Source organism: Thalassospira profundimaris, from assembly GCF_003326795.1.
Lineage (GTDB): Bacteria > Pseudomonadota > Alphaproteobacteria > Rhodospirillales > Thalassospiraceae > Thalassospira > Thalassospira profundimaris_C.
This window is the reverse complement of record NZ_JPWI01000007.1, coordinates 201509-222874: the sequence shown is the minus strand read 5'-3', so window position 1 is coordinate 222874 and position 21366 is coordinate 201509. Positions and strand designations below refer to the sequence as shown.

General features: G+C 53.8%; 22 protein-coding genes. 11 read left to right on the top strand and 11 right to left on the bottom strand.

Annotation, left to right across the window (positions count from 1 at the left end; translation table 11 throughout):
• The first annotated feature begins 427 nt into the window (after positions 1-427).
• Positions 428-1399 carry a 2-dehydro-3-deoxygalactonokinase gene (locus TH30_RS12675; protein WP_258548715.1) on the top strand — a complete coding sequence of 324 codons (972 nt, stop codon included), beginning with the start codon at positions 428-430 and terminating at the stop codon, positions 1397-1399.
• Between the two features lie 4 nt (positions 1400-1403).
• Complete coding sequence (locus TH30_RS12670; protein WP_114098449.1) at positions 1404-2063, top strand: 2-dehydro-3-deoxy-6-phosphogalactonate aldolase; 660 nt, start codon at positions 1404-1406, stop codon at positions 2061-2063.
• Between the two features lie 78 nt (positions 2064-2141).
• Here the strand turns inward: TH30_RS12670 and TH30_RS12665 are convergent, their stop codons facing one another.
• Positions 2142-3785 carry an inverse autotransporter beta domain-containing protein gene (locus TH30_RS12665; protein ID WP_114098448.1) on the bottom strand — a complete coding sequence of 548 codons (1644 nt, stop codon included), beginning with the start codon at positions 3783-3785 and terminating at the stop codon, positions 2142-2144.
• 301 nt (positions 3786-4086) lie between these two features.
• Between TH30_RS12665 and TH30_RS12660 the strand changes: the two genes are divergently transcribed.
• From TH30_RS12660 to TH30_RS12650, 3 genes are all read left to right on the top strand, one after another.
• A complete protein-coding gene (locus tag TH30_RS12660) occupies positions 4087-4866 on the top strand; it encodes an SDR family oxidoreductase (RefSeq protein ID WP_114098447.1) in 780 nt (259 codons plus the stop codon).
• Positions 4867-5016: 150 nt separating this feature from the next.
• Positions 5017-5292 carry a GIY-YIG nuclease family protein gene (locus tag TH30_RS12655; protein ID WP_114098446.1) on the top strand — a complete coding sequence of 92 codons (276 nt, stop codon included), beginning with the start codon at positions 5017-5019 and terminating at the stop codon, positions 5290-5292.
• A gap of 116 nt (positions 5293-5408) precedes the next feature.
• Positions 5409-5756, top strand: coding sequence for a hypothetical protein (locus TH30_RS12650; RefSeq protein ID WP_114098445.1), 348 nt, complete (start codon positions 5409-5411; stop codon positions 5754-5756).
• A 75-nt stretch (positions 5757-5831) separates the two neighbouring features.
• On the opposite strand, the gene TH30_RS12645 is transcribed toward TH30_RS12650, so the two are convergent.
• The 4 genes from TH30_RS12645 to TH30_RS12630 form a co-directional block, all read right to left on the bottom strand.
• Positions 5832-6935: an ABC transporter substrate-binding protein gene (locus TH30_RS12645; RefSeq protein ID WP_114098444.1), complete on the bottom strand. Its 1104-nt coding sequence runs from the start codon at positions 6933-6935 to the stop codon at positions 5832-5834.
• A 109-nt stretch (positions 6936-7044) separates the two neighbouring features.
• Positions 7045-7680 (bottom strand): CDP-alcohol phosphatidyltransferase family protein, encoded by a 636-nt coding sequence (locus tag TH30_RS12640; protein WP_114098443.1) that lies wholly within the window; start codon positions 7678-7680, stop codon positions 7045-7047.
• A gap of 105 nt (positions 7681-7785) precedes the next feature.
• Positions 7786-8721 carry a glucosaminidase domain-containing protein gene (locus TH30_RS12635; protein ID WP_114098442.1) on the bottom strand — a complete coding sequence of 312 codons (936 nt, stop codon included), beginning with the start codon at positions 8719-8721 and terminating at the stop codon, positions 7786-7788.
• A 129-nt stretch (positions 8722-8850) separates the two neighbouring features.
• Positions 8851-9204, bottom strand: coding sequence for an aspartate/glutamate racemase family protein (locus TH30_RS12630; protein WP_181850271.1), 354 nt, complete (start codon positions 9202-9204; stop codon positions 8851-8853).
• On the opposite strand from TH30_RS12630, the gene TH30_RS12625 reads away from it, so the two are divergent.
• Complete coding sequence (locus TH30_RS12625) at positions 9188-9643, top strand: TRAP transporter large permease subunit (RefSeq protein ID WP_258548714.1); 456 nt, start codon at positions 9188-9190, stop codon at positions 9641-9643. The genes TH30_RS12630 and TH30_RS12625 overlap by 17 nt on opposite strands.
• A 68-nt stretch (positions 9644-9711) precedes the next feature.
• On the opposite strand, the gene TH30_RS12620 is transcribed toward TH30_RS12625, so the two are convergent.
• From TH30_RS12620 to cysD, 3 genes are all read right to left on the bottom strand, one after another.
• Positions 9712-10431, bottom strand: coding sequence for a GNAT family N-acetyltransferase (locus tag TH30_RS12620; RefSeq protein ID WP_114098439.1), 720 nt, complete (start codon positions 10429-10431; stop codon positions 9712-9714).
• Positions 10432-10709: 278 nt separating this feature from the next.
• Complete coding sequence (gene cysN, locus TH30_RS12615) at positions 10710-12629, bottom strand: sulfate adenylyltransferase subunit CysN (protein WP_114098438.1); 1920 nt, start codon at positions 12627-12629, stop codon at positions 10710-10712.
• Positions 12629-13522 carry a sulfate adenylyltransferase subunit CysD gene (cysD, locus tag TH30_RS12610; protein WP_258548718.1) on the bottom strand — a complete coding sequence of 298 codons (894 nt, stop codon included), beginning with the start codon at positions 13520-13522 and terminating at the stop codon, positions 12629-12631. The genes cysN and cysD overlap by 1 nt, the downstream gene beginning before the upstream one ends.
• A 347-nt stretch (positions 13523-13869) precedes the next feature.
• Here cysD and TH30_RS12605 point away from each other — a divergent pair, with 347 nt between their 5' ends.
• The 5 genes from TH30_RS12605 (at position 13870) to TH30_RS12585 (ending at position 18708) form a co-directional block, all read left to right on the top strand.
• Positions 13870-14679: a hypothetical protein gene (locus tag TH30_RS12605; protein WP_114098436.1), complete on the top strand. Its 810-nt coding sequence runs from the start codon at positions 13870-13872 to the stop codon at positions 14677-14679.
• Position 14680: 1 nt separating this feature from the next.
• Entirely contained in the window at positions 14681-15517 is an 837-nt protein-coding gene (locus TH30_RS12600) for a hypothetical protein (protein ID WP_114098435.1), read from the top strand.
• 8 nt (positions 15518-15525) lie between these two features.
• Complete coding sequence (locus TH30_RS12595) at positions 15526-16365, top strand: hypothetical protein (protein WP_114098434.1); 840 nt, start codon at positions 15526-15528, stop codon at positions 16363-16365.
• 153 nt (positions 16366-16518) lie between these two features.
• A complete protein-coding gene (locus TH30_RS12590) occupies positions 16519-17334 on the top strand; it encodes a hypothetical protein (RefSeq protein WP_114098433.1) in 816 nt (271 codons plus the stop codon).
• Positions 17335-17490: 156 nt separating this feature from the next.
• A complete protein-coding gene (locus tag TH30_RS12585) occupies positions 17491-18708 on the top strand; it encodes an aminotransferase-like domain-containing protein (RefSeq protein ID WP_114098432.1) in 1218 nt (405 codons plus the stop codon).
• Positions 18709-18800: 92 nt separating this feature from the next.
• Here TH30_RS12585 and TH30_RS22465 read toward each other — a convergent pair whose 3' ends face one another.
• From TH30_RS22465 to TH30_RS12575, 3 genes are read right to left on the bottom strand one after another with little or no spacing between them, the layout of a single operon-like run.
• Entirely contained in the window at positions 18801-18923 is a 123-nt protein-coding gene (locus TH30_RS22465) for a DUF2474 domain-containing protein (RefSeq protein ID WP_220150312.1), read from the bottom strand.
• Positions 18923-19915 carry a cytochrome d ubiquinol oxidase subunit II gene (gene cydB, locus TH30_RS12580; protein ID WP_443082643.1) on the bottom strand — a complete coding sequence of 331 codons (993 nt, stop codon included), beginning with the start codon at positions 19913-19915 and terminating at the stop codon, positions 18923-18925. Before cydB ends, TH30_RS22465 begins: the two co-directional genes overlap by 1 nt.
• Before the next feature lie 2 nt (positions 19916-19917).
• Positions 19918-21303, bottom strand: coding sequence for a cytochrome ubiquinol oxidase subunit I (locus TH30_RS12575; RefSeq protein WP_114098430.1), 1386 nt, complete (start codon positions 21301-21303; stop codon positions 19918-19920).
• Positions 21304-21366 lie beyond the last annotated feature (63 nt).

Below are 21366 nucleotides of genomic sequence, written 5' to 3'. Positions count from 1 at the left end.
GCCAGAGGTCATGATGACAAGACAGCAAGTCCCGACCCGCTGTCTTGTATCGGCCTGTGGTTCGTATCCCTGAGGTTATGATTTAAACAAAACCCTTCTGAAGGCGCCAGTATTTCTACGTGAAGCTTTCATGTTGCAGATAATGTTCAACTCAGGGATAGCAACGCGCCGGGTCACAAAATCCGAAGTGACGGGTTTCCCCATCGCTCTGGATACCCTAACAAGCGGCACAATAATAGGTGAAATAGTTATTTTATGTATGTTTGATAGATTTTTTCGATTAATTGGGATGTTTTATGGAGAGCTCTGTGATTGACCGGGTTCCTTGCAAATAGTATGAGGATATAAAACCGGCGATGCGGTGTTTGACGGGTAAGGCAAACCGCTCCGCACAGCATCACGAGAACAAAGATCAAAGGGCAGGGCGTTGACGGTTTCATCACATCATTTGGCTACCCCGACACAGGTGCCGGGCTGGATCGCAGTTGACTGGGGCACATCCAATCTGCGCGTCTGGGCACTGGATGATCGCGCGAACATCCTTGCAGAAACCCAAAGTCCGCTTGGCATGAATGCGATTGCAGGCGACGAGAAGCTTTCATTTGAAGGCGTTCTGATCAGCCTGATAGACGCTTGGTTGCCATCAGACGCACGTGGGGTGCCCGTGGTGATATGCGGCATGGCCGGGGCCAGGCAGGGCTGGCTTGAGGCGCCCTATTGCGATGTACCGGCACGGCCGTCTGATCTTGCGCAAGGGGCAGTACAACCAAATGTGAGGGATCCTCGTATTTTGGTGTCGATCCTGCCGGGGCTGTGTCAGCGTGATGATGCCGATGTCATGCGCGGCGAGGAAACCCAGCTGGTCGGGTTTATGGATGCGCATCCGGGTTTTGCCGGGTGGGTCTGTTTGCCCGGGACCCATTCGAAATGGGCGCGGGTGTCAAACGGCGAGATCAGCGGTTTCCGTACCTATATGAGTGGCGAGGTCTTTGCGCTTTTATCGCAAAACTCGATCCTGCGTCATTCGGTCAAAGAGGGCTGGGATGACGGGGCCTTTGCCGATGCCGTGCGCGCGGCCAAGGTGCAACCGGCCAGTTTCCTGCACAGTCTTTTCACGGTACGCGCACGCGCCCTTGTTGCGCGCGACGGGGCGGCGGTTGCCCCCGGCGGTGCCGTGCTGTCGGGCACCGTCATCGGGGCGGAGATTGCCGATGTGCTGGGACTTTTGCAGCCGGGCGAGGAAATTGCACTTATCGGGGCAGGAAAGCTGGCATCGCTTTATCAGGCGGCCCTGGGCGTCCATGGTCATAAGGCCACCCCGATGGATGGCACCGCCATTACCCTTGCCGGTTTGACGCAAGCCTATCATACCTTAAAGACCGCATCAGAGAGGATCTAGGACCATGGCACCATCATATGTTGCAGAACAAATCACGGATGCCGTCACGCCGGGAAAAAAACACCGTCGCCTGATTGCAATCCTGCGCGGGGTCAAGCCGAGCGAAGCTGTCGATATGGTGCGTGCGCTGGTTGATGCCGGGATCACCATGATCGAGGTGCCGCTGAACTCGCCCGAACCGCTTAAAAGCATTGCGGCGATGAAAGACGCCGTGGGGGATGCGGCACTGATAGGCGCGGGCACGGTCCTGACGGTGAATGATGTTGCCAATGTCAAAGAGGCCGGTGGTGAATTTGTCGTATCGCCCAATTGCGATATTGAAGTGATCGCCAAGACCAAGGAACTTGGCATGGGATCATGGCCCGGTGTTTTGACGCCCACCGAATGCTTTGCCGCGATCAAGGCCGGGGCCGACGGGCTAAAGATTTTCCCGGCCAGCATCATCGGGGCAGAGGGAATCAAGGCCATGCGTGCGGTTTTGCCCGCTAACATGCCGGTTTATGCGGTTGGCGGCGTTGGGCCGGATGATTTTAGCGTCTATGCCAAGGCGGGCTGTGACGGGTTTGGTCTTGGGTCGGGGATCTATAAACCCGGTATGAGTGTTGCCGAGGTCTCGGATGCGGCGGTTAGGTATGTCAACGCACATGACGCAGTGTTTGGCTAAGACACTTACCGACTGAAAATGATTGCGCCCGGTGCGAGGATATCGCACCGGGCGCTTTTAATTTTGGTGCCCGTTTTCTTATGGACAGGTGGTGTTGTCGGTAAAGCTGACAGAACCGGTATTGGTGCCGGAAGTCACACAGTTCCCGGCATTTCTGGTATTGCCGGAACCTGACAGGTTTGTGACGTCCCTCACAAACAGTGATACAAGGTCGGTACTGTTGGATGCGGATACCGAGTTATTCGAGAATGTCACATTACTCGCGACGTTCATCATGGCGCCGCCAGCCGCGCGTTGGGACCCGCCGCCAATAGCACTTAATGTATTACCGGTAATTGTGACGTTGCTGGAGCCAGATTCAATAAAGATCGGTGTGGAAGAGTTACCGGTTGTGGAAGCGGTCAACGTGCTGTTTTTGATTGTGACATTCGATACACCTTTGACCAGAATGGTTGCGATGCCGTTTCCTCCGTTAGCGGTATTGCTAAGGGTGATGTTGTCCAGTGTACTGTTATTGGCCATCTGGATCAGGCTGGCCACCGAACTCGCGACCTGGCCAGTGCCCGAGATGGAGGCCGACCCCATTGTCACGGTCGCCGTGCGCCCGGATGGGGATTTTACGACCATTGTGCCGCTTCCCATCAATGTTTGACCGGATTGAAGCGTTATTTTGGCGTTGTTCATCCCCGTATAGTTGCCTTGCAGGATGACGGTCGAGTTTGCGCCTGCATTGGCAACGGCTGTTGCAAGGTTTGCCGTGGTCGTCGACGCGCTATCAATTACGGAAATTACACCCCCTGACATTGTAGTCACGCCGGTTTCAGCCGGGCCGAAGCTGCCTGCCTCGGTGACGACGTCGATGTCACGGATCACCGGATCGGTCATGCGTTTTTCAATGGGGCTGAGGTTCTGGCGCACAGCCTTGCGTTCGGAAAAGACCTGAAGCGGAATACGAAGGCGGAAACTTGCGAAACTTTGTGTGCCGCGCGGATCGTCATGCTGCACTTCGGCACCAAGGCTAAGGCGCGAGCCCTGCCAAAGGAACGGGACTTCGTCAAAGGTCAGATCAAGCCTTCCACGGGGGCCTGCAATCAGGCCGGCCTTATCGTCGGAAAAGCGATAGCCGCCACCATAAAGGCGCAATTGCTGACCAGCATTCTCGTCAAAAAGCGGGGCGCGCCATCCGATTTCTGCATCAAACCCGCCAAGGGAGCGTTCCTCGCCGCCACGAAAAATGATGGAAGCACCGGAAATGGTTGCGGTGCTCAGGCTATCTTCATCATGTGATGTACGACCAACCGGAACATAGGCGTTGGCACGCAGGTCCCAGTCCATGGACAGGGCTTCGGCGCCGAAGGTGAGCTGATTGAACATGTTGCCCATGGGGCTTTTTCGGCGGTCGAAATAGGTAATCCCGCCAAGGTTCCAGCCACTGTCAAGCATATGACGGACGCCAAGGCCGAAGTTGCCTTCGCGGCTGTCATTGTCATCCATGCGGGCGCGCAGATTGGTGAAGAACAGTGTTTCGTCGTCTTGTGACAGGGGAATGAACAGGTCTGTTTCGCCAAGGTTGCGATCTGTGCCTGCCTTGCCTTCAAGGTCGATATGCGGTCCCCATTTGGGGGCGGATAAATCCCGAGCAGCGACCGGATTGAGAATGCCGTCAGTCACCGTCAACGCAAGCCACGCGGTCAACAGACCACGGAGATAACCGAATTTCATTGTGAAGCTCTGCCCGAATGTCCCGGATAGACAACTGCGCTGTTCCGGTACGCTTATGATTTGTTTTTATGCTGTGTATTTACTTGAAAATTCCTCTAACTCAACTTTTGGTAATCTCCAGCGATATTTTGATCGTCATGGGTTGTGTGTGCGGTACCTCACAGCGGGCGGAATACACCCAAACCGGTCTGTTTGATTGAACTGGAACAATCGTTTCCAAATCGTGGAAGGGCGTTTGACCCGACAGGGAAAGCCGGTCTACATTCCTGCCATTGTATGAATTCCAGAATGGGAGGATCCATTGGATCTGGGAATTAAGGGCCGCAAGGCGATTGTCTGTGCATCTTCCAAGGGACTTGGTCGTGGTTGCGCGATCAAGCTGGGCGAAGCGGGCGTTGATCTTGTTCTCAATGCGCGTTCCGAAGGGCCGCTTAATGAAACGGCGGAATATATCCGTGATACGTTTGGCGTGAATGTCACCACGGTTGCGTGTGACATCACGACCGAGGAAGGCCGTAACAAGGTTCTGGCCGCTGTTGATGCGCCCGATATCCTTGTAAATAATGCCGGTGGCCCGCCTCCGGGCATCTGGTCTGACTGGGGGCAGGCCGAATGGGAAGCGGCTGTTCAGTCGAACATGCTGACCCCGATCCTGTTGGCGACCGCCGTTCTGCCAGGCATGATTTCGCGCAAATGGGGTCGCATCGTTAATATCACGTCGGGTTCGGTCAAATCGCCGATCCCGCATCTTGGTCTTTCGAACGGTGCACGGGCTGGTCTGACCGGCTTTGTCGCGGGTACCTCGCGTCAGGTTGCCAAAGATGGCGTGATCATGAATAACCTGCTTCCGGGCCAGCACGATACCGATCGCATCAATGCGCTGATGACCAACAAGTCAAAGGCCGAGGGGATCAGCCTTGATGAAGCGCGCAGCAAAACCCAGGCCGGTCTTCCGACCGGGCGTTTTGGCGATCCGCTTGATTTCGGTGCGACCTGTGCCTTCATGTGCAGCGAACATGCGAAATTTATGGTCGGGCAGAATGTCTTGCTCGATGGCGGAGCCTTCAACTCCACCCTTTAATTCGTCCCATGCCGGGCTGCAAACGACTGACTTCTGCGCTTTCGGTGCTCACGTACTTGAGTACGCTGCGCTCCGGTTCTCGAAGTCAGTCGTTTTCGCCACAGCATGAAACGAATTCATCTCCAAGTCGCAAGGCTCGGTATTTCGAAAATGGCGTCATTCACCTTTGTCTATGTGCTGCGCGAACTGGATTTTGATCCGGGTGAAAATGCGCGGGTGAAGGTGCCCCGGACTTATGTGGGATGGTCGACCGATGTCGAGGCGCGCCTTGAAACCCATAACAGCGGCAAAGGGGCCAAAAGTACCCGCGGGCGACAGTGGGAACTGGTCTATGTCGAACGGTTCCGTACATTCGGGCAGGCGATGAGCCGGGAATGGCATCTCAAGCGGGATCGCAAGTTGCGTAAGCAGCTGGCGGGTGGCTAAGACAACAAGCATTGCAATTGTTGCAACGGCATTGACCAAAACAGGGCTTGCATCATTGCGCCAAGTAACAGATATGTCCTTGCAAATAACGCATTGAAACCGGGGTGAAACCAGATATGGCATTCGTTCGCAAAAATCCGCTGAAACTCAATAATTTGCAGCTTCGTACCCTTGTGCTGGCGCAGGTCATCGCCAAGGACCCGAATTCGGGCCGGATTGACGAAGCCAGTGGCGAAGGCACGCTTTTGCGTGTACCGCATGCACATGGTGATCACGTGCATGTCGGCCAGTTCACGGTATCGGCCCGTGATGCCAGCGGTTTTGAAAACCCGGCTGTCTGGGTGGCGCTGGCCCGTAAAGGTCTGGTCAAGGATGGTTATCCGGCCAGCATCGTTCTGACCAAGGAAGGCATGGAATATGATACCGGCCTTGGCGATCATTTCCTTGAAGAAAGCGACCACTAGGTTTTGTTGCCTGCTGGTCTGCAATCAACAAAAGCCCTGCATTTGCAGGGCTTTTGTTTTGGGTGATGCGCGATTTCACTGTATGCGGATGAACTTCCCGTTCTCAATCACCACGAAATAGATGTTGCGGTTGCCATCGCCAAACTGGTCAAACATCAATTCCTGATGCAAACCGGTCTGAGGGGGCAAGGTGGTCATGGCGTTGGCAAGAGACTGGTCAGGATGCTTGGTGCTTAAAGCGGTAAACAGCATGGTTGCCGCGTCATAGGTCAGGACGGCGCTATAGCCGGGTTCGCGATCAAACATCAAGCTGTAGTCAGCGACGAATTTCTGAAAGCGCGGATTGGTGTCATAGCGGTCATAAGCCTGGATAAGTTCCATGCCCTCTACGGCATCGGCTCCGACTTCAATCAGGGAATCCGATCCGGCCCATTCGGCAGCGGAAAGCGGTATGTCCGCATTCAGTTTGCGGATTTCCCTTGCCATGGTGGCGCTGTCGCCACTGTTGGTGATCAGGACAATGGCATCGGGCGCATCTTCAAGAAGCCGGGATGCAGCATCAGCATGTGTGCCGTTATCATTATTGATCCAGACCTTGGAAATAACCCGCCCGTCAAGTTCGTCAAACTCCAACAGAAACTCGCGATACCAGCTGTCGGCGAATGCTTCGTTCTGGCCATCAAGGGCAAGCGATACGCGTTTGCGTCCAAGACTGATGCTGCGCTTGGCATAAGCACGCGCATTTTCCCGGGTCGTTGTGTTCATACGAAACAGATAATCACGAAATCCGGCAAATTCGGCTGCCGATATTGTGGGCGAAACCGTGACAATGCCAAGCTCGTTAATCACTGGAAGCATCGCCATCCCGATTGAACTGATGATCGGGCCGACAATGGCTTCAACGCCAAGTTCGCCGAATTCGCGGACAAATTTCTGTGCAAGTTCCGGGGATTTTTCATCATCACGGGGGATGATTTCAATCATTCTGCTATTGATGCCGCCCGAATTGTTGATCTGTTGGGCCGCAAGTTTCAGGGCATTAAGGGAATCTGTGCCGGTATCGGAACCCGGTCCGCTCAGTTGGGCAATAAAGCCTATCTTGATCGGGCCTGTCTGATCACAGGCAACGAGGAGGAAACACCCAAGAAAGATGGCAGAAAGCAATGAACGAGGCCGCATCTTGTTCCTTACTGCGTATGAAAAACGGTCGGTAATGCATCATGGTGTCATGACAGCGATATGGTTTTGAACCAAAGATGTTTCAAGACGTTGAGGCGGATCACAGACCTTATCCGAAGTCCCGACGGGCCTGCAATACACGCCCGAATGTCGTCATCAGGCAAAGCACACCAAAGATCGCTGCGATTTGGGGAAACCAGTGTGGAAAGACGCAAATCAGGCACAGGACAAGGATGGTTTCACTGCCTTCTGTAATACCGGTCAGGAAATAGAAGCTCTTCTTGCCCTGCCTGTCATGATTGCGGTTTTGCTTGGCGGCAATGATGGCATAGGCCAGAAAACTCGACCCCGTACCGACAAAGCAAAAAATCAGGAAGGCCGCCATTAATGCGTGTTCGGGGCGTCCGATGGCAAAGCCCAGAATAATCCCCGAATAAAACAGGAAGTCAGAAACGATGTCATAATATCCGCCAAGATCGCTTTCCTGGGTTTTGGCGCCGGGATGGCGGGATCGCGGGGCGGCATGGCGGGCAACCGCACCATCCAGTCCATCCATTATTCTTGATGCCAGGATCAGGACAAGGGCGGCATAATCAAGCTTAAAGGCCAGACAAGCAGCACCGAGAAACCCCAGTACAAAACCAAATCCGGTGATCATGTTTGGTGTAATACCCGTCCCGGACAGGGTTCTGGCAACCACAATGAGCGGCTTGTCGATCAGGGGGCGCAGGCGAGCGTCAAACATTGTGATATCATCCGGTTAGCGTGTTTCTTGCCGACTATAGTTCTGCTACCGGATAATTCAAAATCACCAGTTCGTCAGAAGGTTTGAAATACTGTTGGAAGGCGGTCATTCGTCTTGCGGGATCAGGTGATAATAGGGATTGTCTTCAAGAACAGCCTCATCGGCATGGGCCAGATTGTTCTGTCTGATGACGGCCTGGATTTCCTTGATATAGACGTTGCCGCGTTCTGAATAACGGGTCAGCGTTTCGGCAAGTGATGTCCCCGAAAGCGGTTCATTGCGTTTAGTCATGCCTGCGCGCATATCGCGAAATTCCGCGTAGGCCGAACCGGTATTGAGATTGATCATATAGGCCCGGACCGAGCCGAACGGTGTTTTGAAAGCCGCGATCTTATAGTCACCAAGGTGGCTTCTCTGTTGTTCCGGGGTGATCCCTTCACCGTCATAGGTCCATTGTCCGAACAACGCGTTCCCTTCGGCCGCGAAGCGTGATGTTCCCCAGCCGCTTTCGATTGCCATTTGCGCCATGGCAAGGGACGGCGGGACGGGGGCGATCCGCTTTTGCAATTCAGCAATGGTTGCCGGATCATCAGGTGCTGTACTGACGCGATATTGACCGGCCAGTTCGGCAATGACAGCGGTGTCGTTATTGGCAATCGCATCGCTGAGTGCTTTTTGCTGAAAGGCGATTTCTTCGTTTGCCAGCAAGGTCAGTGGACCAAGGGTACGGAAAAATGTGCGTTTTTTTGCTGTGACCGTAAGCTGGTCGGCGATTTCATCACGCCATTGGCCGGGAATGGTTTGTAAGAACAGGCGCGGAATAATCCGTTCCCCGGCATTCCATGATTCCGGTGTATAGCCCAGATCATCAAAGAAGCTGGCAAGTTGTTTATAGCTGTGCAGCTCGACCCGGATGATATCATCGTCCGTGGGGATCGGAAGGGTGATGTCGGCCTTGGCAAGGCCCGGCAGGGCTATGATGATCATGATGGCCATTCTGGCCCGGTCGACAAGAGACCGGAACAAGCTGTTGCGGGGCATGATGGTTCTTTCCTGATCCGTTGCGGCGGCGCGCCGGGACGATTTGAACCTATCATGTTTTGTTCCGGGAATGGATTTCTAAATCAACCCATGGCTGTGTTCTGGCCGGGCGGAATTTGATCCGGGGCATCAAGGCGCATCAAGCTGTCGTGTGTCGTGGCTGGGGGCGGATTTCTCGTTCCATAACTGTTCGACCAGCCGGACGGCGCAATCCACGCCTTCGAGTATGGGGGCCGGGCTTTCATTTTCGAGCTGCTGTTTCATGCCTGCGGTGACTGCACCGCCAAGAATGACGATTTCCGCACCGTCATTCCTAACGGCTTGACGGATCAGTTTCCGAAAGGCTGTAACCGTACCTGAAAAATCCGCATGAGCCCCGAGAACGCCCTGGTTTGCAAAGCTGACGGGGGCATTTTCCGGGCGGGACTTTTTTGAAAGCCTGATGTCGGCAACCCGAACCACATGCATGATTGTTTTGATCATTCTGGGGGCTGCGTTTCTGTCAGTTGGAATGGCATTTACGGGCATTCCGGTGGCCCTGACCAACTGGATCAACGAAATGGGCATGTCGCCTTACATGCTGATTGTTGTCCTGACACTGATCTATATCGTTCTTGGATGTTTCCTTGAGGGCACATCCATGATCGTTCTGACATCGTCCGTAGCCTTGCCAATGATCCAGAGTGCCGGGCTTGATCCGATCTGGTTTGGTATCTATCTGGTTCTGGTTGTCGAGATGTCGCAGATTACGCCGCCGGTCGGTTTTAACCTGTTTGTTCTTCAAAGCATGAGTGGTCGTGACATTCTGACCATTACCAAGGCCTCTCTGCCTTTCTTTTTCCTGATGCTGTTTGGTTTGGTGCTTATCACTGTGTGGCCGGAAATCGCGACTTTCCTGCCAGGTATGATGATCAATCGTTAAATCGGTAAAGCCGACAAACCCCGCATATGCGGGGTTTGTCGGCGTAAGACCAAGCGAGGAGCCCCGGATCACGAGACAGGGTGCATCAGGGCCTGAAGTGAATGGCGTTGGGTGCCATTTTCATCGAAGTTATCGGGCGACAGCCAGGCTTCAAACCCGGCCCGAACAGCTGGCCATTCTTCATCGGTGATCGAAAACCAGGCGGTGTCGCGGTTGCGTCCCTTATAGACCATGTGATTGCGGAAGGTGCCTTCATAGGTAAAGCCGTATCGGGCGGCGGCGGCGCGAGAGGGGGTGTTCTGATCGTCGCATTTCCACTCATAGCGGCGATAGCCCAGTTCATCAAAGGCACGCTTCATCATCAGATACATCGCCTCGGTCCCGCCGATGGTTTTGGACAGGGCCGGGGCATAATTGATATTGCCGACTTCAATCACGCCATTGGTTGCATCAATCCGCATGAAGGCGGCCACACCGACCGCCATATTGGTCGATTTGTCGATGATGGCATGCAGAATCGGGTCGCTATTGGCTACCATGCCCTCAAGCCAGGCGCGGTAAGCGTCAAAATCATCAAAGGCATGTGTCCAGAGATAGGTAAACCGCGATCCGTCGGCGGCCGAATTGTTGGCATCAAACAGTTGACGGGCGTCGCGCGCAACGTTGACCGGGCTGACAATCACATGTTGACCGGTCATGTCACTGCGTGGGGGCAGCTTGCATCCAGTCCAGTTCTCAACCGGATGACCAACCGGTTTGCCAAAATTATCCTTGTAAGGTGAGCTCATGAAACATCCTTGTTCGTCAGGGTTATAGATCAAGAATGGTTAAATTGGCCCCTGATTCCAGTGCCAGTTTTGTAAATGTGATGGTACCAATATCGATTTTGATGTCAGGTAAATTTCAGGCGGCCGTTTGAGGTGGCCGCCTGTCATATTGATCGAACTGGTGGGGCATTGTTGAGTGACTTGTTTGGATTGAAGCTTTGTATTTGAAGCAAGAAACCCCGGCATCGTCATATGCCGGGGTTTCTTGCGGCTGATCTGTTGAGGGATCAGATCAGGGATCAGATTTCAGGGTACCAGGCACCCAGAACGCCGAACTCTTCAAGCTTGGCGACGATTGCCTCCGCTGCTTCTTCAGCACTCTGGTCCGAAGTGTTCACCACGATCTCGGCATTTTCCGGACGCTCATAGGGGCTGGAAATGCCGGTAAAGTTGGCGATCTCGCCCGCACGGGCCTTCTTGTAAAGGCCCTTGACGTCGCGCTGTTCACAGACTTCAAGCGGGGTATCGATAAAGACTTCGATGAACTCGTCCTTGCCAACCAGACTGCGCGCCAGCTGGCGCTCGCTTCGGAATGGCGAGATAAAGGAGACCAGCGTGATAACACCGGCATCGACAAACAGCTTGGCGGTTTCACCAACGCGGCGGATGTTTTCGACGCGATCGGCATCAGTAAAGCCAAGATCCTTGTTCAGGCCGTGACGGACATTGTCACCATCAAGGGTGTAGGTATGCTTGCCAAGCGCATGGAGCTTTTTCTCCACCAGGTTGGCCACGGTGGATTTCCCTGCACCCGATAGGCCGGTAAACCACAGAATGACCGATTTCTGGCCTTTCTGATAGGCGCGCGCCTGTTTGTTGATGTCCATTTCCTGCCATTTGATATTGGTCGCACGGCGAAGGGAATGGTTGACCATGCCTGCACCAACGGTCGCGTTGGTAAAGCGGTCAATGATGATGAAACGACCGGAGTGACGGTTGTCATCATAGGGATCAAAGGCAAGTGCCTTGTCGGTCGAGATATTGGCAATCCCGACTTCATTGAGTTCAAGCGTTTTGCCCGCCACATGTTCGAGCGTATTGACATTGACCTTGTATTTCAGGTCGCTGATCTGCGCGTTGGTGACCTGTGCGCCCATTTTAATAATATAGGGGCGACCGGGCAGAAGGTGATCTTCATGCATCCAGATGATGCGTGCTTCAAACTGATCAGCGAAATCCGGTTTGGCCTCAACAGGGGCCAGAACGTCGCCGCGCGAGATGTCGATTTCGTCTTCAAGGGTCAGCGTGATCGCCTGACCGGCAATGGCTTCTTCAAGGTTGCCATCGAAGGTGACGATATCCTTGACCTTGCTGGTCTGACCCGATGCGGTGACGACAATCTCGTCACCCGGCTTGACCCGGCCCGATGAAATGGTGCCGGAAAAGCCACGGAAATCAAGGTTCGGGCGGTTGACCCACTGGACCGGAAGGCGGAACGGTTTGTTGATCGCATCCTGTTCGACCTGAACGGTCTCAAGATGGGCAAGCAGCGTCGGGCCGGAATACCAGGGCGTATTGGCGCTGGCTTCGATCATGTTGTCGCCTCGAAGGGCGGAAAGCGGGATCGCAGTGATCGAGCTGTAATTCAGCTGGGCGGCAAATTCCTGATAGGCGGCAACGATCTCGTCAAATTTGGTGCGATCATAATCGATCAGGTCCATCTTGTTGACGGCCAGAACCACGTGCTTGATCCCCAGAAGCGAGGTAATGAAGCTGTGACGGCGGGTCTGGGTCAGGATGCCTTTGCGCGCATCGATCAGGATCACCGCAACATCGGCGGTCGAGGCACCGGTCGCCATGTTGCGGGTATATTGTTCATGGCCCGGCGTATCGGCGACGATGAATTTGCGCTTGTCGGTCGAGAAGAAGCGATAGGCCACATCAATGGTGATGCCCTGTTCGCGTTCGGCCTGCAGACCATCAAGCAGCAGGGCAAAGTCAATCTCGCCGCCCTGTGTGCCAACCTTGCGGCTATCAGATTCAAGAGCAGCCAGCTGGTCTTCGAAAATCAGTTTGGAATCCCAAAGCAAACGCCCGATCAGGGTCGATTTGCCGTCATCTACGCTGCCGCAGGTGATGAAACGCAGAAGGCTTTTTTCTTCCTGCGATTTCAGGTAGCCGAGGATATCTTCGGCAATCAGGTCGGACTGGTGTGCCATCAGAAATACCCTTCCTGCTTTTTCTTCTCCATCGACCCGGCCTGGTCATGGTCAATCATACGGCCCTGACGTTCGCTTGAACGGGTCAGAAGCATTTCCTGGATAATGTCGGGCAGGGTGGCTGCCTCGGACTCAACGGCACCGGTCAGGGGATAGCAGCCCAGCGTTCTGAAACGCACCGACTTCATTTCCGGCTTTTCACCCGGATTAAGCGGCATGCGGTCGTCATCAACCATGATCAGCATGCCATCGCGTTCGACCACCGGACGTTTTGCCGAATAATACAGCGGCACGATCGGGATCTGTTCGAGATAGATGTATTGCCAGATGTCAAGCTCGGTCCAGTTGGAGATCGGGAAGGCACGGATGCTTTCGCCTTTATTGATCCGGGCGTTATAGATATCCCACAATTCCGGGCGCTGGTTTTTAGGATCCCAGCGATGGGTCTCGGTCCGGAACGAAAATACACGTTCCTTGGCGCGCGCCTTTTCCTCATCACGGCGGGCACCGCCAAAGGCCGCATCGAACTTGTATTTGTTCAGCGCCTGTTTAAGCGATTCCGTCTTCATAACATCTGTATGCAGGCTGGACCCATGGGTGAAGGGGCCAATGCCGCGTTCAACACCGTCCTGATTGATATGAACAATCAGATCAAAGCCGTATTCCGCCGCCATCCGGTCGCGAAATTCGATCATCTCGCGGAATTTCCAGGTGGTATCGACATGCATCAGCGGGAAGGGTGGCGGTGCCGGATAAAACGCCTTGCGGGCGAGATGCAGCAGAACCGATGAATCCTTGCCGATGGAATAAAGCATCACCGGTCGTTCAAACGATGCCGCAACCTCGCGGATGATATGGATGCTCTCTGCCTCAAGCTGGCGGAGATGGGTCAGATTAGGCTGCATTCTCTTTCCTGACGGTATATCAACACAAATTTTTGTGTTTATAATTGTATTTCACTTAGCTTTGATGGGTAATATGGAATGCCCCGCAAAGCAAGTGTGATTTCTATTTTTACACAAAATTTTGTGGTCCAATTAATTTTCACACATTCATTGTGTTTAATTTATCGGCGGCAATGATCAAAGCCAACAGTTAAGTCAGAACATGGCAGGCGGGACCTGTTCATTGGGAGGGGCTTTGTCGCATGCGGATAGGTGTGACGAAAGTCACAGGAAGTCATGTTGCCCGCAAGTAGCATTAATTTGAGGGAACTCAATTTTGACGAGGCGGGGCAAAAATGAAATTCGATATTACAATCTGGGGAGAGGCAAGGGATGTAATCCGTAAAAACCTTGTCATATTCACAGTCGCTGTTGCGGCATTGCTGCTGGTCGATATTGCGATTTACGCATTGAAGCCAGAGGCGGAGTCACCCCAGTTGCCGACTTATATTGTCGGTGCCTATCTGGCTATTGCCTCCCATATGACCATTTTGCGTAATGTCAGTGGATTTACCGCCACAGGCGCACTCCCAAAATGGGCGTTCTTCAAATTCTGTATGCGCGGCTTGGCCATTGGCTTCATCACGATGATCCCCGCACTCCTTGTCATGATTCCGCTTTTTGAAGTTCCGGAAATCAAAGCTGCAAGCCAGCAGGCTCAATATGTTCTTGTCTTTTCTGCTGTGCTTGCCTTTTACGGACTAGCAATGCTGATCGTCCTCAGTCTGGTCGGTACGTGGCTGCCGTCCGCACTTGTTGCCGATGGATCGTCGTTAAAGCGTGCCTTCGCGCGCGGGCGTAAAACATTCGGTTATGTCACATCACGATTGATTGTCGGGCCGGGCGCAAACATCGTTTTGTTCTTTGCAACCCTGTTCCTTTTGCCCGGACAGTTTTCCGTGGCGACGCGGGCCTACACCATTCAGGTAGGTGAACTGAAATTTGTTCCCTTTGATATTGTCATGAACGGACTGGGATATCTGGTCTGGGCAACCGGCATTGTTCTTGTGGCGGTGGTGCTGTCGCGTGCCTATCAACTGGGCGAGGCACGCTTGTCAGAGGCCAGCCTGCAGGACGCCGAACTCAAACAGATGGAGGCCATCTGAGATGGTACAGGAACAGGCTTCGGCGAAACCGGGCCAAAAGCAGCCAGGTATCTGGAAAACGAGCTTTGTCGCGCTTTCGCAATGTTGGGCTAATGTTGTAGTTGTCGCGGTTTCACTGATAGGGCTTGCCTTGTGGCAGTGGGCGGCACCCTTTTCCGGGCAGGTCTATGTCATCTTTGTGTTTGGGCTTGTCATCTCGGGGTATTTTGCGCTGTCCCTGTTTGTCTGGTTGCAAAATGGACATGCTGGCGTTTTCGCATTCAGGGAAATCGACAGGTCGCGGGTCCGGCTTTTTTCCGGGCGTTACCTTGCGCTCCAACTCCTTGATACCTTGCCTTCATCATTGGGCCTGTTTGTTCTGACCGGACATTTCCTTTTGTCGCCAGAAGACATGGCCAAGGTTTCGAACCTGTCTGCCATCGGTATCACCAGCATCATTACCTTTTTGGTTCTCTGGATCGTTCTGGTGTTCTTTGCAACATTGCTGCCTGCCGCCCTTGCCGGGGATGGTAGCGGGGTTGGGCGTGCTATTGCGCGTGGCAGGAAGACTGTATGGTACGTTACCGGGCGGATTTTGCTTGGTCCGTTGCTGATGATGTTTTTGGGTTCGATGATTGTAAATCTGGTGCAGACCGCGGGTGGAGAGCCATTGATATCAGGTGAGGGTACGCTGGTCCTCAACACGACCTCGGTCATAACCATGGTCGTTAGCAGCCTTCAATATGTTATCGTTACAGCCATGATTGTGGTGATCGTATCGCGTGCCTATCAGCGCGGCGAAAAGCGTTTAACAGAAGAAAAGAATATCGCTGAAAACCAATCGCTTGCATATGAATGACGTCGTGAATGGCGACAGATGATATGGCGCTACTGGCGATTAATACAGCTGGTATCTGGACTAAGAGCATTGAAGTGATCCGGGCGAACTGGCGTCGGTTCATGTTTCTTTGTGGCGCATTCGCTGTGATCCGATACCCTTTGCTCTATGTCGGCGGGGGTATGGTCGATCTGATCAATGCCGGGTTGGAATTCGCATTCGAATGTGCCGTTCTATATGTCACGTGCTTCTGGTTGATAACTGGAACCTCCAAGCTAGGAATGCGCAGCCTGCTGCGGTTTGTTCCGCGCTACTTATTTTTGAGTCTGCTGGTTTCTGTGCCGTCCATTCTTTACTTTCTGACTGTTGACGGGACGTTGATTTTAACCACAAGCGATATCAGGGATCTGGCAGGCGACAACACGTCTCTGGAGCATTCAATGACACTTGTCGGAGGTCTGATCAGGACGATCTTCGCCCTGATTGTGTTTCTGTTCGGGGCGACTTGGGTGCCTGCTGTCATTTTGAAATTTGACAAGGGGCTGTTGCGGGCTGTCAAACGAGGATGGAGAACACTGGCCTTTGGTCTTATGGGGCTTTTGATTGGTCCGTTTCTGTTTTCACTGATTGTGGATGTGACGTATCTCTTGCTGGGCGACCTTTCGATAGGATTATTGGTCGAAACGGGTGGTGGGCTTACTCGGCTTCATCTTCTTTTCGTGTTGGGGGCATTACTTGGTGCAGGCAAGTTACTGATTGTAAATGTTCTGCTTGGCACCGTTGCATCCCGGACCCTCATTCTCGGAGAAGAGCGGCTGCGCAAGGATCACATACCGGGCGGGGACGGGCTAGGTCTGTCGGCCCGATAACGCAATACCTTCGTCAGAACCCAGAATGTCGGGGCGGCGTGATGTCGTGACCGCGTTTTCGGGGCAAACCGGCAATCGCTATATAACCATGATTGAACAAGCGCCCTGTTCATCGCCATATACCGGTCTGTTGATGGAAAAGACGGGTGAGAGATGGGGGCCAAGATTACAGCGCACAACGACTTCAAGGCCTGGATCCTTCAGGACGCATGGGACGTGTTCTGGCAATGCCGGTCTGTCATTGCGGCGGCGTTGCTGTGGATGGTTCTGTTTGCGGCATTCGATGCGATATTGCCGCGTTCGGGTGTGCTTGGCCCGGACGGGGCAATTTCTGTTTGGGGTGGAATCTGGTTCGTTGCCCGCTTTCTGATCGATGCGGTGGCCGTGGTCAGTGTTGCATTCTGTGCACATGTTTCCGTGCTGACCAGATTGGCCGGATGGTCCGCGTTTAGCATCATCGACCGCAGGGCTGCCGGAATGTTCTTTGCTGGTATGATGTTACTGGCACTGCTGATGGCGGTGATGATTCTGATCTATCAGCTGTTTCTTGTCCCCGATATTCTGCGGTTGTTAGTGGGCAATGATGACGCGGAAGCCAATACCGGGCTCGGGATTGGTGTTGTCGTCGTGATGGCTTTTCTGTGTCTGGTTGCGGTGGCAGCCACATGGGGTGGAGCCGTGATTTGTGGCGCTGACCCATCATTAGTCGCGACATGGTCCCGTGGAAAAGCAACATTCCGGTTCGTTCTTTGGCGGATGATTGCCGTCTTCCTTGTTCTGCCGGTGATCGCAGCGCTTTTCATACCTGTAACGGGGCAGGTGGTCGCGATTGTGCAGGCAATCGGAATTCCCGCTGATACCGGATTGCTGGTGATTTCAGCAATTTTCAACGGAGCAACGACATGCTTTGTCATTGTGCTGCTTTCGGTGATTTTTTCCCGCGCTTTTATCATCTCTTTGAAATCATGACGGAATCCCTTTAATGCAGGGTTTGCAAACTATCGGTGTGTTACGGGCTTGATGGGTAATTTTATTTCAAAATGCTTGTCGTTTGAAAAATAAACTTGATTTAGGTCAGTGTTGCTTGCCAAATAACGTCAAGAAGACTGACCTAATGAGGAAGCCATGACGATCCAATGGAACGAGATGATTGTGCCTGATGCCCGTGCGCTGCGTGCATCGGAAATTCGTGATTTGCTGAAAGTTGCTGAACGCCCGGAGATTATCTCGTTCGCGGGCGGGGTGCCTGATCCCGATCTTTTCCCGCTTGCTGATTTTCGCGACATGTTTGACGGCCTGACCAGCGACGAAACCGCGGGGCGACGCAGTCTTCAATATTCGATCAGCGAAGGTCTGCCGGGATTGCGGCAATGGATTGCCGATGATCTTGCCAAAAGTGGTGCGACCCGTGACATCGACAATATTCTGATTACCTGCGGGGCGCAGCAGGCCCTTGATATGATTGCGCGCCTGTTACTCGAACCCGGGCGCGAAATCGTTATGGAAAAGCCAAGCTATCTTGGCGCGATGCAGGCCTTTTCGATGCGCCGTCCCAACTATGTCGGCATCAATATGGATGAGGACGGCCCGGTCATTGCCGAACTTGATGCGGCCTTTGCGGCCGGTGCGCGCATTGCCTATCTGGCCCCGGATTTCCAGAACCCGACGGGTCGATCCTACACGCTTGATCGTCGCATGGCAGTTCTCGAAACGGCCCGCAAATATGGCGCTGTCATTCTTGAGGATGCGGCCTATTGCAAACTGTCATACGAAGGCGAAAGCCTGCCATCGCTTCTGGCCCTGGACGAGGTCGGCAGTGATCCCGATGCCGGAACGGTCATTCAGCTTGGCACTTTTTCCAAAACACTCGCCCCGGCCTTGCGGATTGGCTGGGTCACAGCACCGCGTCCGGTGATCCGTCAGCTGGTTTTGATGAAGCAGGCGGGTGATCTGCATGTGTCGACCATCAATCAGGAAATCGCGCTGCGTGCCGCAACCAAACTGTTTCCGGCCCATCTGGAAACGCTTCGCGATGCATATCGGGCAAAGCGTGATGCGATGCTGGGTGCTATGGATGAATTCATGCCCGATGATGTCAGTTATTCACGGCCCAAGGGCGGCATGTTTGTCTGGTTAACATTGCCCGAAAATATCGACAGCCGGGCGCTTCTGGTCGAGGCGATGGAAGATGCCAAGGTCGCCTTTGTCCCCGGTCAGGCATTTTTCTGTGACCAGTCGGGGCAAAATACTGCACGGTTCAGCTTTGCCACCGAAAAGCCGGAACGCATTCGCGCCGGGATCGAACGCCTTGCTGATCTGATCCGGCGCAAGGACAACCAGTAAAAGAAAACCCGGCAGCAGGGTGGGGGAATTTGCTGCCGGGTGCTGACGCCCCGCATCTCGGCGAGGCGTCATTTCAGGAGCCGCGATGTGCTTTATGCCTGACCCAACATGGCCTTAAGCAGCATGGCAGCAGTACCTATGACGACAATCCCGCCGACATAAAGCCCGACAAACCAAAGCAGACGTCTGGTTCTTTCCGATGTGATCCTGGGCATCAATGATATCCCTCGTCACTGACCTTTCCGCGGAACACCCAATAGGCATAAGCGGTATAGGCAAATATCACCGGAAGCAGGATCACGGCCCCGACCAGCATGAAGGAAAGGCTGTTGTCCGGGGCGGCGGCATCCCTGAACGTGATCATCGGCGGGACGATATTGGGATAAAGCGTGATGCCAAAACCAAGATAACACAGGAAAAAGATCGCAAGCGTAATGCCGAAAACCGTCTTTTCCCGATGTGAAACCGCCCGCCACAGCCAGATCAGAAGCCCGGCCGTGATCAAGGGGATCGGTGCCATGAATGCCAGATTGGGCATGTCAAACCAGCGGTCGGCATAGGCCGGGTTGATATAAGTGGTCATCAGCGACACCACAGCAAGATTTGCCGCCATCCAGATCACGGCGGGTTTGGCGAGACGGCGCAGATTGCCCTGAAAATCGCCTTCCATCTTCATGATCAGCCAGCCGGTGCCAAGCAGGGCATAGCCGACAATAACCGCCGTGGCGCAGAAGAATGAAAACGGACTGAGCCAGTCAAACGCGCCACCGACAAAGCGGCCATTTTCAACGGCAATGCCTTCGATAAAAGCGCCCAGCATCGCGCCCTGCATGGCGCTTGCAATGATTGATCCAGCAGAAAAGGCGATGTCCCAATGTTTCTGATGGTTCTGGCTTTTGAACCGGAACTCGAACGCCACGCCGCGAAACACAAGGGCAAGCAGCATGACAAAAACCGGAATGTAAAAGGCCGTCATCAGCAGGGAATAGGCTTTGGGGAAGGCGGCATAAAGCCCGCCGCCGCCCAGCACCAGCCAGGTTTCATTGCCATCCCAGATCGGCGCAACCGTATTCATCATGCGCCCGCGTTTCACCGGATCCTTGATGAAGGGAAACAGAATGCCGATGCCCAGATCAAAGCCATCGAGTGTGACATAGGCAAAGACCGCAACCGCGATCAAAAGAACCCAGATCAGTTGATAATCCATGATCATTCTCCTGCCTGCGGATTGTTATGTGCGGCCAGCTGGCGGCCACCGGCACGAAGGAATTCTCCGCTCGGGACATGCGCCTTGCGCGGATCATGGTTCATGGCGCGGATGATATAGGCCGTGCCAACCCCAAACACGATTGAATAGACCACGACAAAGGCCAGAAGCGATCCGGCAATTGCGGTGGCGGTGACCGGCGAGCCTGCTTCTGATGTGCGCATAAATCCATACACCACCCATGGCTGGCGTCCGATTTCGGTGGTGAACCAGCCCGCCAGAATGGCGACAAAGCCGCTTGGTCCCATGATCAGGGCAAAGCGATGCAGATATTTGCAATCATAAAGCTTGTGACGGAACCGCGCGATCAGGCTCGCAATGCCAAGCAATGCCATCAGGACGCCAACGCCGACCATGATGCGGAAGGTCCAGAAGACGATGGTGGCATTTGGGCGATCTTCCGGTGCGAAATCCTTAAGCCCCGTGATCTTGCCATCCCAGTCATGGGTCAGGATCATCGAGCCAAGCTTGGGAATTTCAATCGCGTACCGGGTTTCTTCGGCCTTCATATCGGGCAGGCCAAACAGGATCAGTGGCGCGCCATTTTGCGTTTCAAAATGGCCTTCCATTGCCGCGACCTTGGCCGGTTGATGTTCAAGAGTATTGAGCCCGTGCATATCGCCTGCCACGATCTGGATCGGGGCAACAATGGCCGCCATCCACATGGCCATGGAAAACATGATCCGTGCCGCCCGATTTTCCCGATCACGCAGCAAATGCCATGCACCAACCGCACCCACCACAAAGGCGGTGGTCAGATAAGCCGCCAGAACCATGTGAACAAGGCGATAGGGGAAGCTTGGATTAAAGATCGCATCAATCCAGCTGGTGACAACCGCCCGACCATTTTCGATGACAAAGCCATCTGGCGTCTGCATCCAGCTATTGGCTGACAAAATCCAGAAGGCCGAAAAAAGTGTGCCGACGGCAACCATGGTGGTGGCAAGGAAGTGAAGTTTTGGTCCGACCCGGTTCAGGCCAAACAGCATGATGCCAAGAAAACCTGCCTCCAGGAAAAAGGCGCTAAGAACCTCATAGGCCATCAACGGGCCAATGACGCCGCCGGTAAATTCCGAAAACGGCCCCCAGTTGGTGCCAAACTGATAGGACATCACAATCCCGGAAACCACACCCATGCCAAAGGCCAGCGCAAAGATCTTGAGCCAGAATTTGTACAGCGCAAGATAGGTGTCATCACGGGTGCGCAACCACTGCGCTTCAAGCACGAACAGGAAGCTCGCAAGCCCGATGGTAAATGACGGGAAAATGATGTGGAATGAAACGGTAAAGGCAAACTGTATGCGTGCCAATATTTCTGCATCAAGCATTGGCGTTGGTCCTTCTATCAGGCAAAGCCTTCCTGTTCGGCCACGCTTTTCGCTGCGTTGCGA

Excerpts from the sequence above, each read along its gene's own strand:
- TH30_RS12590 (WP_114098433.1), top strand. The coding sequence starts at position 16,519 with ATGGGGGCCAAGATTACAGCGCACAACGACTTCAAGGCCTGGATCCTT.
- TH30_RS12655 (WP_114098446.1), top strand. The coding sequence starts at position 5,017 with ATGGCGTCATTCACCTTTGTCTATGTGCTGCGCGAACTGGATTTTGAT.
- TH30_RS12620 (WP_114098439.1), bottom strand. The coding sequence starts at position 10,431 with ATGAGCTCACCTTACAAGGATAATTTTGGCAAACCGGTTGGTCATCCG.
- TH30_RS12640 (WP_114098443.1), bottom strand. The coding sequence starts at position 7,680 with ATGTTTGACGCTCGCCTGCGCCCCCTGATCGACAAGCCGCTCATTGTG.
- cysN (WP_114098438.1), bottom strand. The coding sequence starts at position 12,629 with ATGGCACACCAGTCCGACCTGATTGCCGAAGATATCCTCGGCTACCTG.
- cydB (WP_443082643.1), bottom strand. The coding sequence starts at position 19,915 with ATGGATTATCAACTGATCTGGGTTCTTTTGATCGCGGTTGCGGTCTTT.
- TH30_RS12600 (WP_114098435.1), top strand. The coding sequence starts at position 14,681 with ATGGTACAGGAACAGGCTTCGGCGAAACCGGGCCAAAAGCAGCCAGGT.
- TH30_RS12635 (WP_114098442.1), bottom strand. The coding sequence starts at position 8,721 with ATGCCCCGCAACAGCTTGTTCCGGTCTCTTGTCGACCGGGCCAGAATG.
- TH30_RS12665 (WP_114098448.1), bottom strand. The coding sequence starts at position 3,785 with ATGAAATTCGGTTATCTCCGTGGTCTGTTGACCGCGTGGCTTGCGTTG.
- TH30_RS12645 (WP_114098444.1), bottom strand. The coding sequence starts at position 6,935 with ATGCGGCCTCGTTCATTGCTTTCTGCCATCTTTCTTGGGTGTTTCCTC.
- TH30_RS12630 (WP_181850271.1), bottom strand. The coding sequence starts at position 9,204 with ATGATCAAAACAATCATGCATGTGGTTCGGGTTGCCGACATCAGGCTT.
- TH30_RS12575 (WP_114098430.1), bottom strand. The coding sequence starts at position 21,303 with ATGCTTGATGCAGAAATATTGGCACGCATACAGTTTGCCTTTACCGTT.
- TH30_RS12650 (WP_114098445.1), top strand. The coding sequence starts at position 5,409 with ATGGCATTCGTTCGCAAAAATCCGCTGAAACTCAATAATTTGCAGCTT.
- TH30_RS12585 (WP_114098432.1), top strand. The coding sequence starts at position 17,491 with ATGACGATCCAATGGAACGAGATGATTGTGCCTGATGCCCGTGCGCTG.
- TH30_RS12670 (WP_114098449.1), top strand. The coding sequence starts at position 1,404 with ATGGCACCATCATATGTTGCAGAACAAATCACGGATGCCGTCACGCCG.
- TH30_RS12625 (WP_258548714.1), top strand. The coding sequence starts at position 9,188 with ATGATTGTTTTGATCATTCTGGGGGCTGCGTTTCTGTCAGTTGGAATG.
- TH30_RS12595 (WP_114098434.1), top strand. The coding sequence starts at position 15,526 with ATGGCGACAGATGATATGGCGCTACTGGCGATTAATACAGCTGGTATC.
- TH30_RS12605 (WP_114098436.1), top strand. The coding sequence starts at position 13,870 with ATGAAATTCGATATTACAATCTGGGGAGAGGCAAGGGATGTAATCCGT.
- TH30_RS22465 (WP_220150312.1), bottom strand. The coding sequence starts at position 18,923 with ATGCCCAGGATCACATCGGAAAGAACCAGACGTCTGCTTTGGTTTGTC.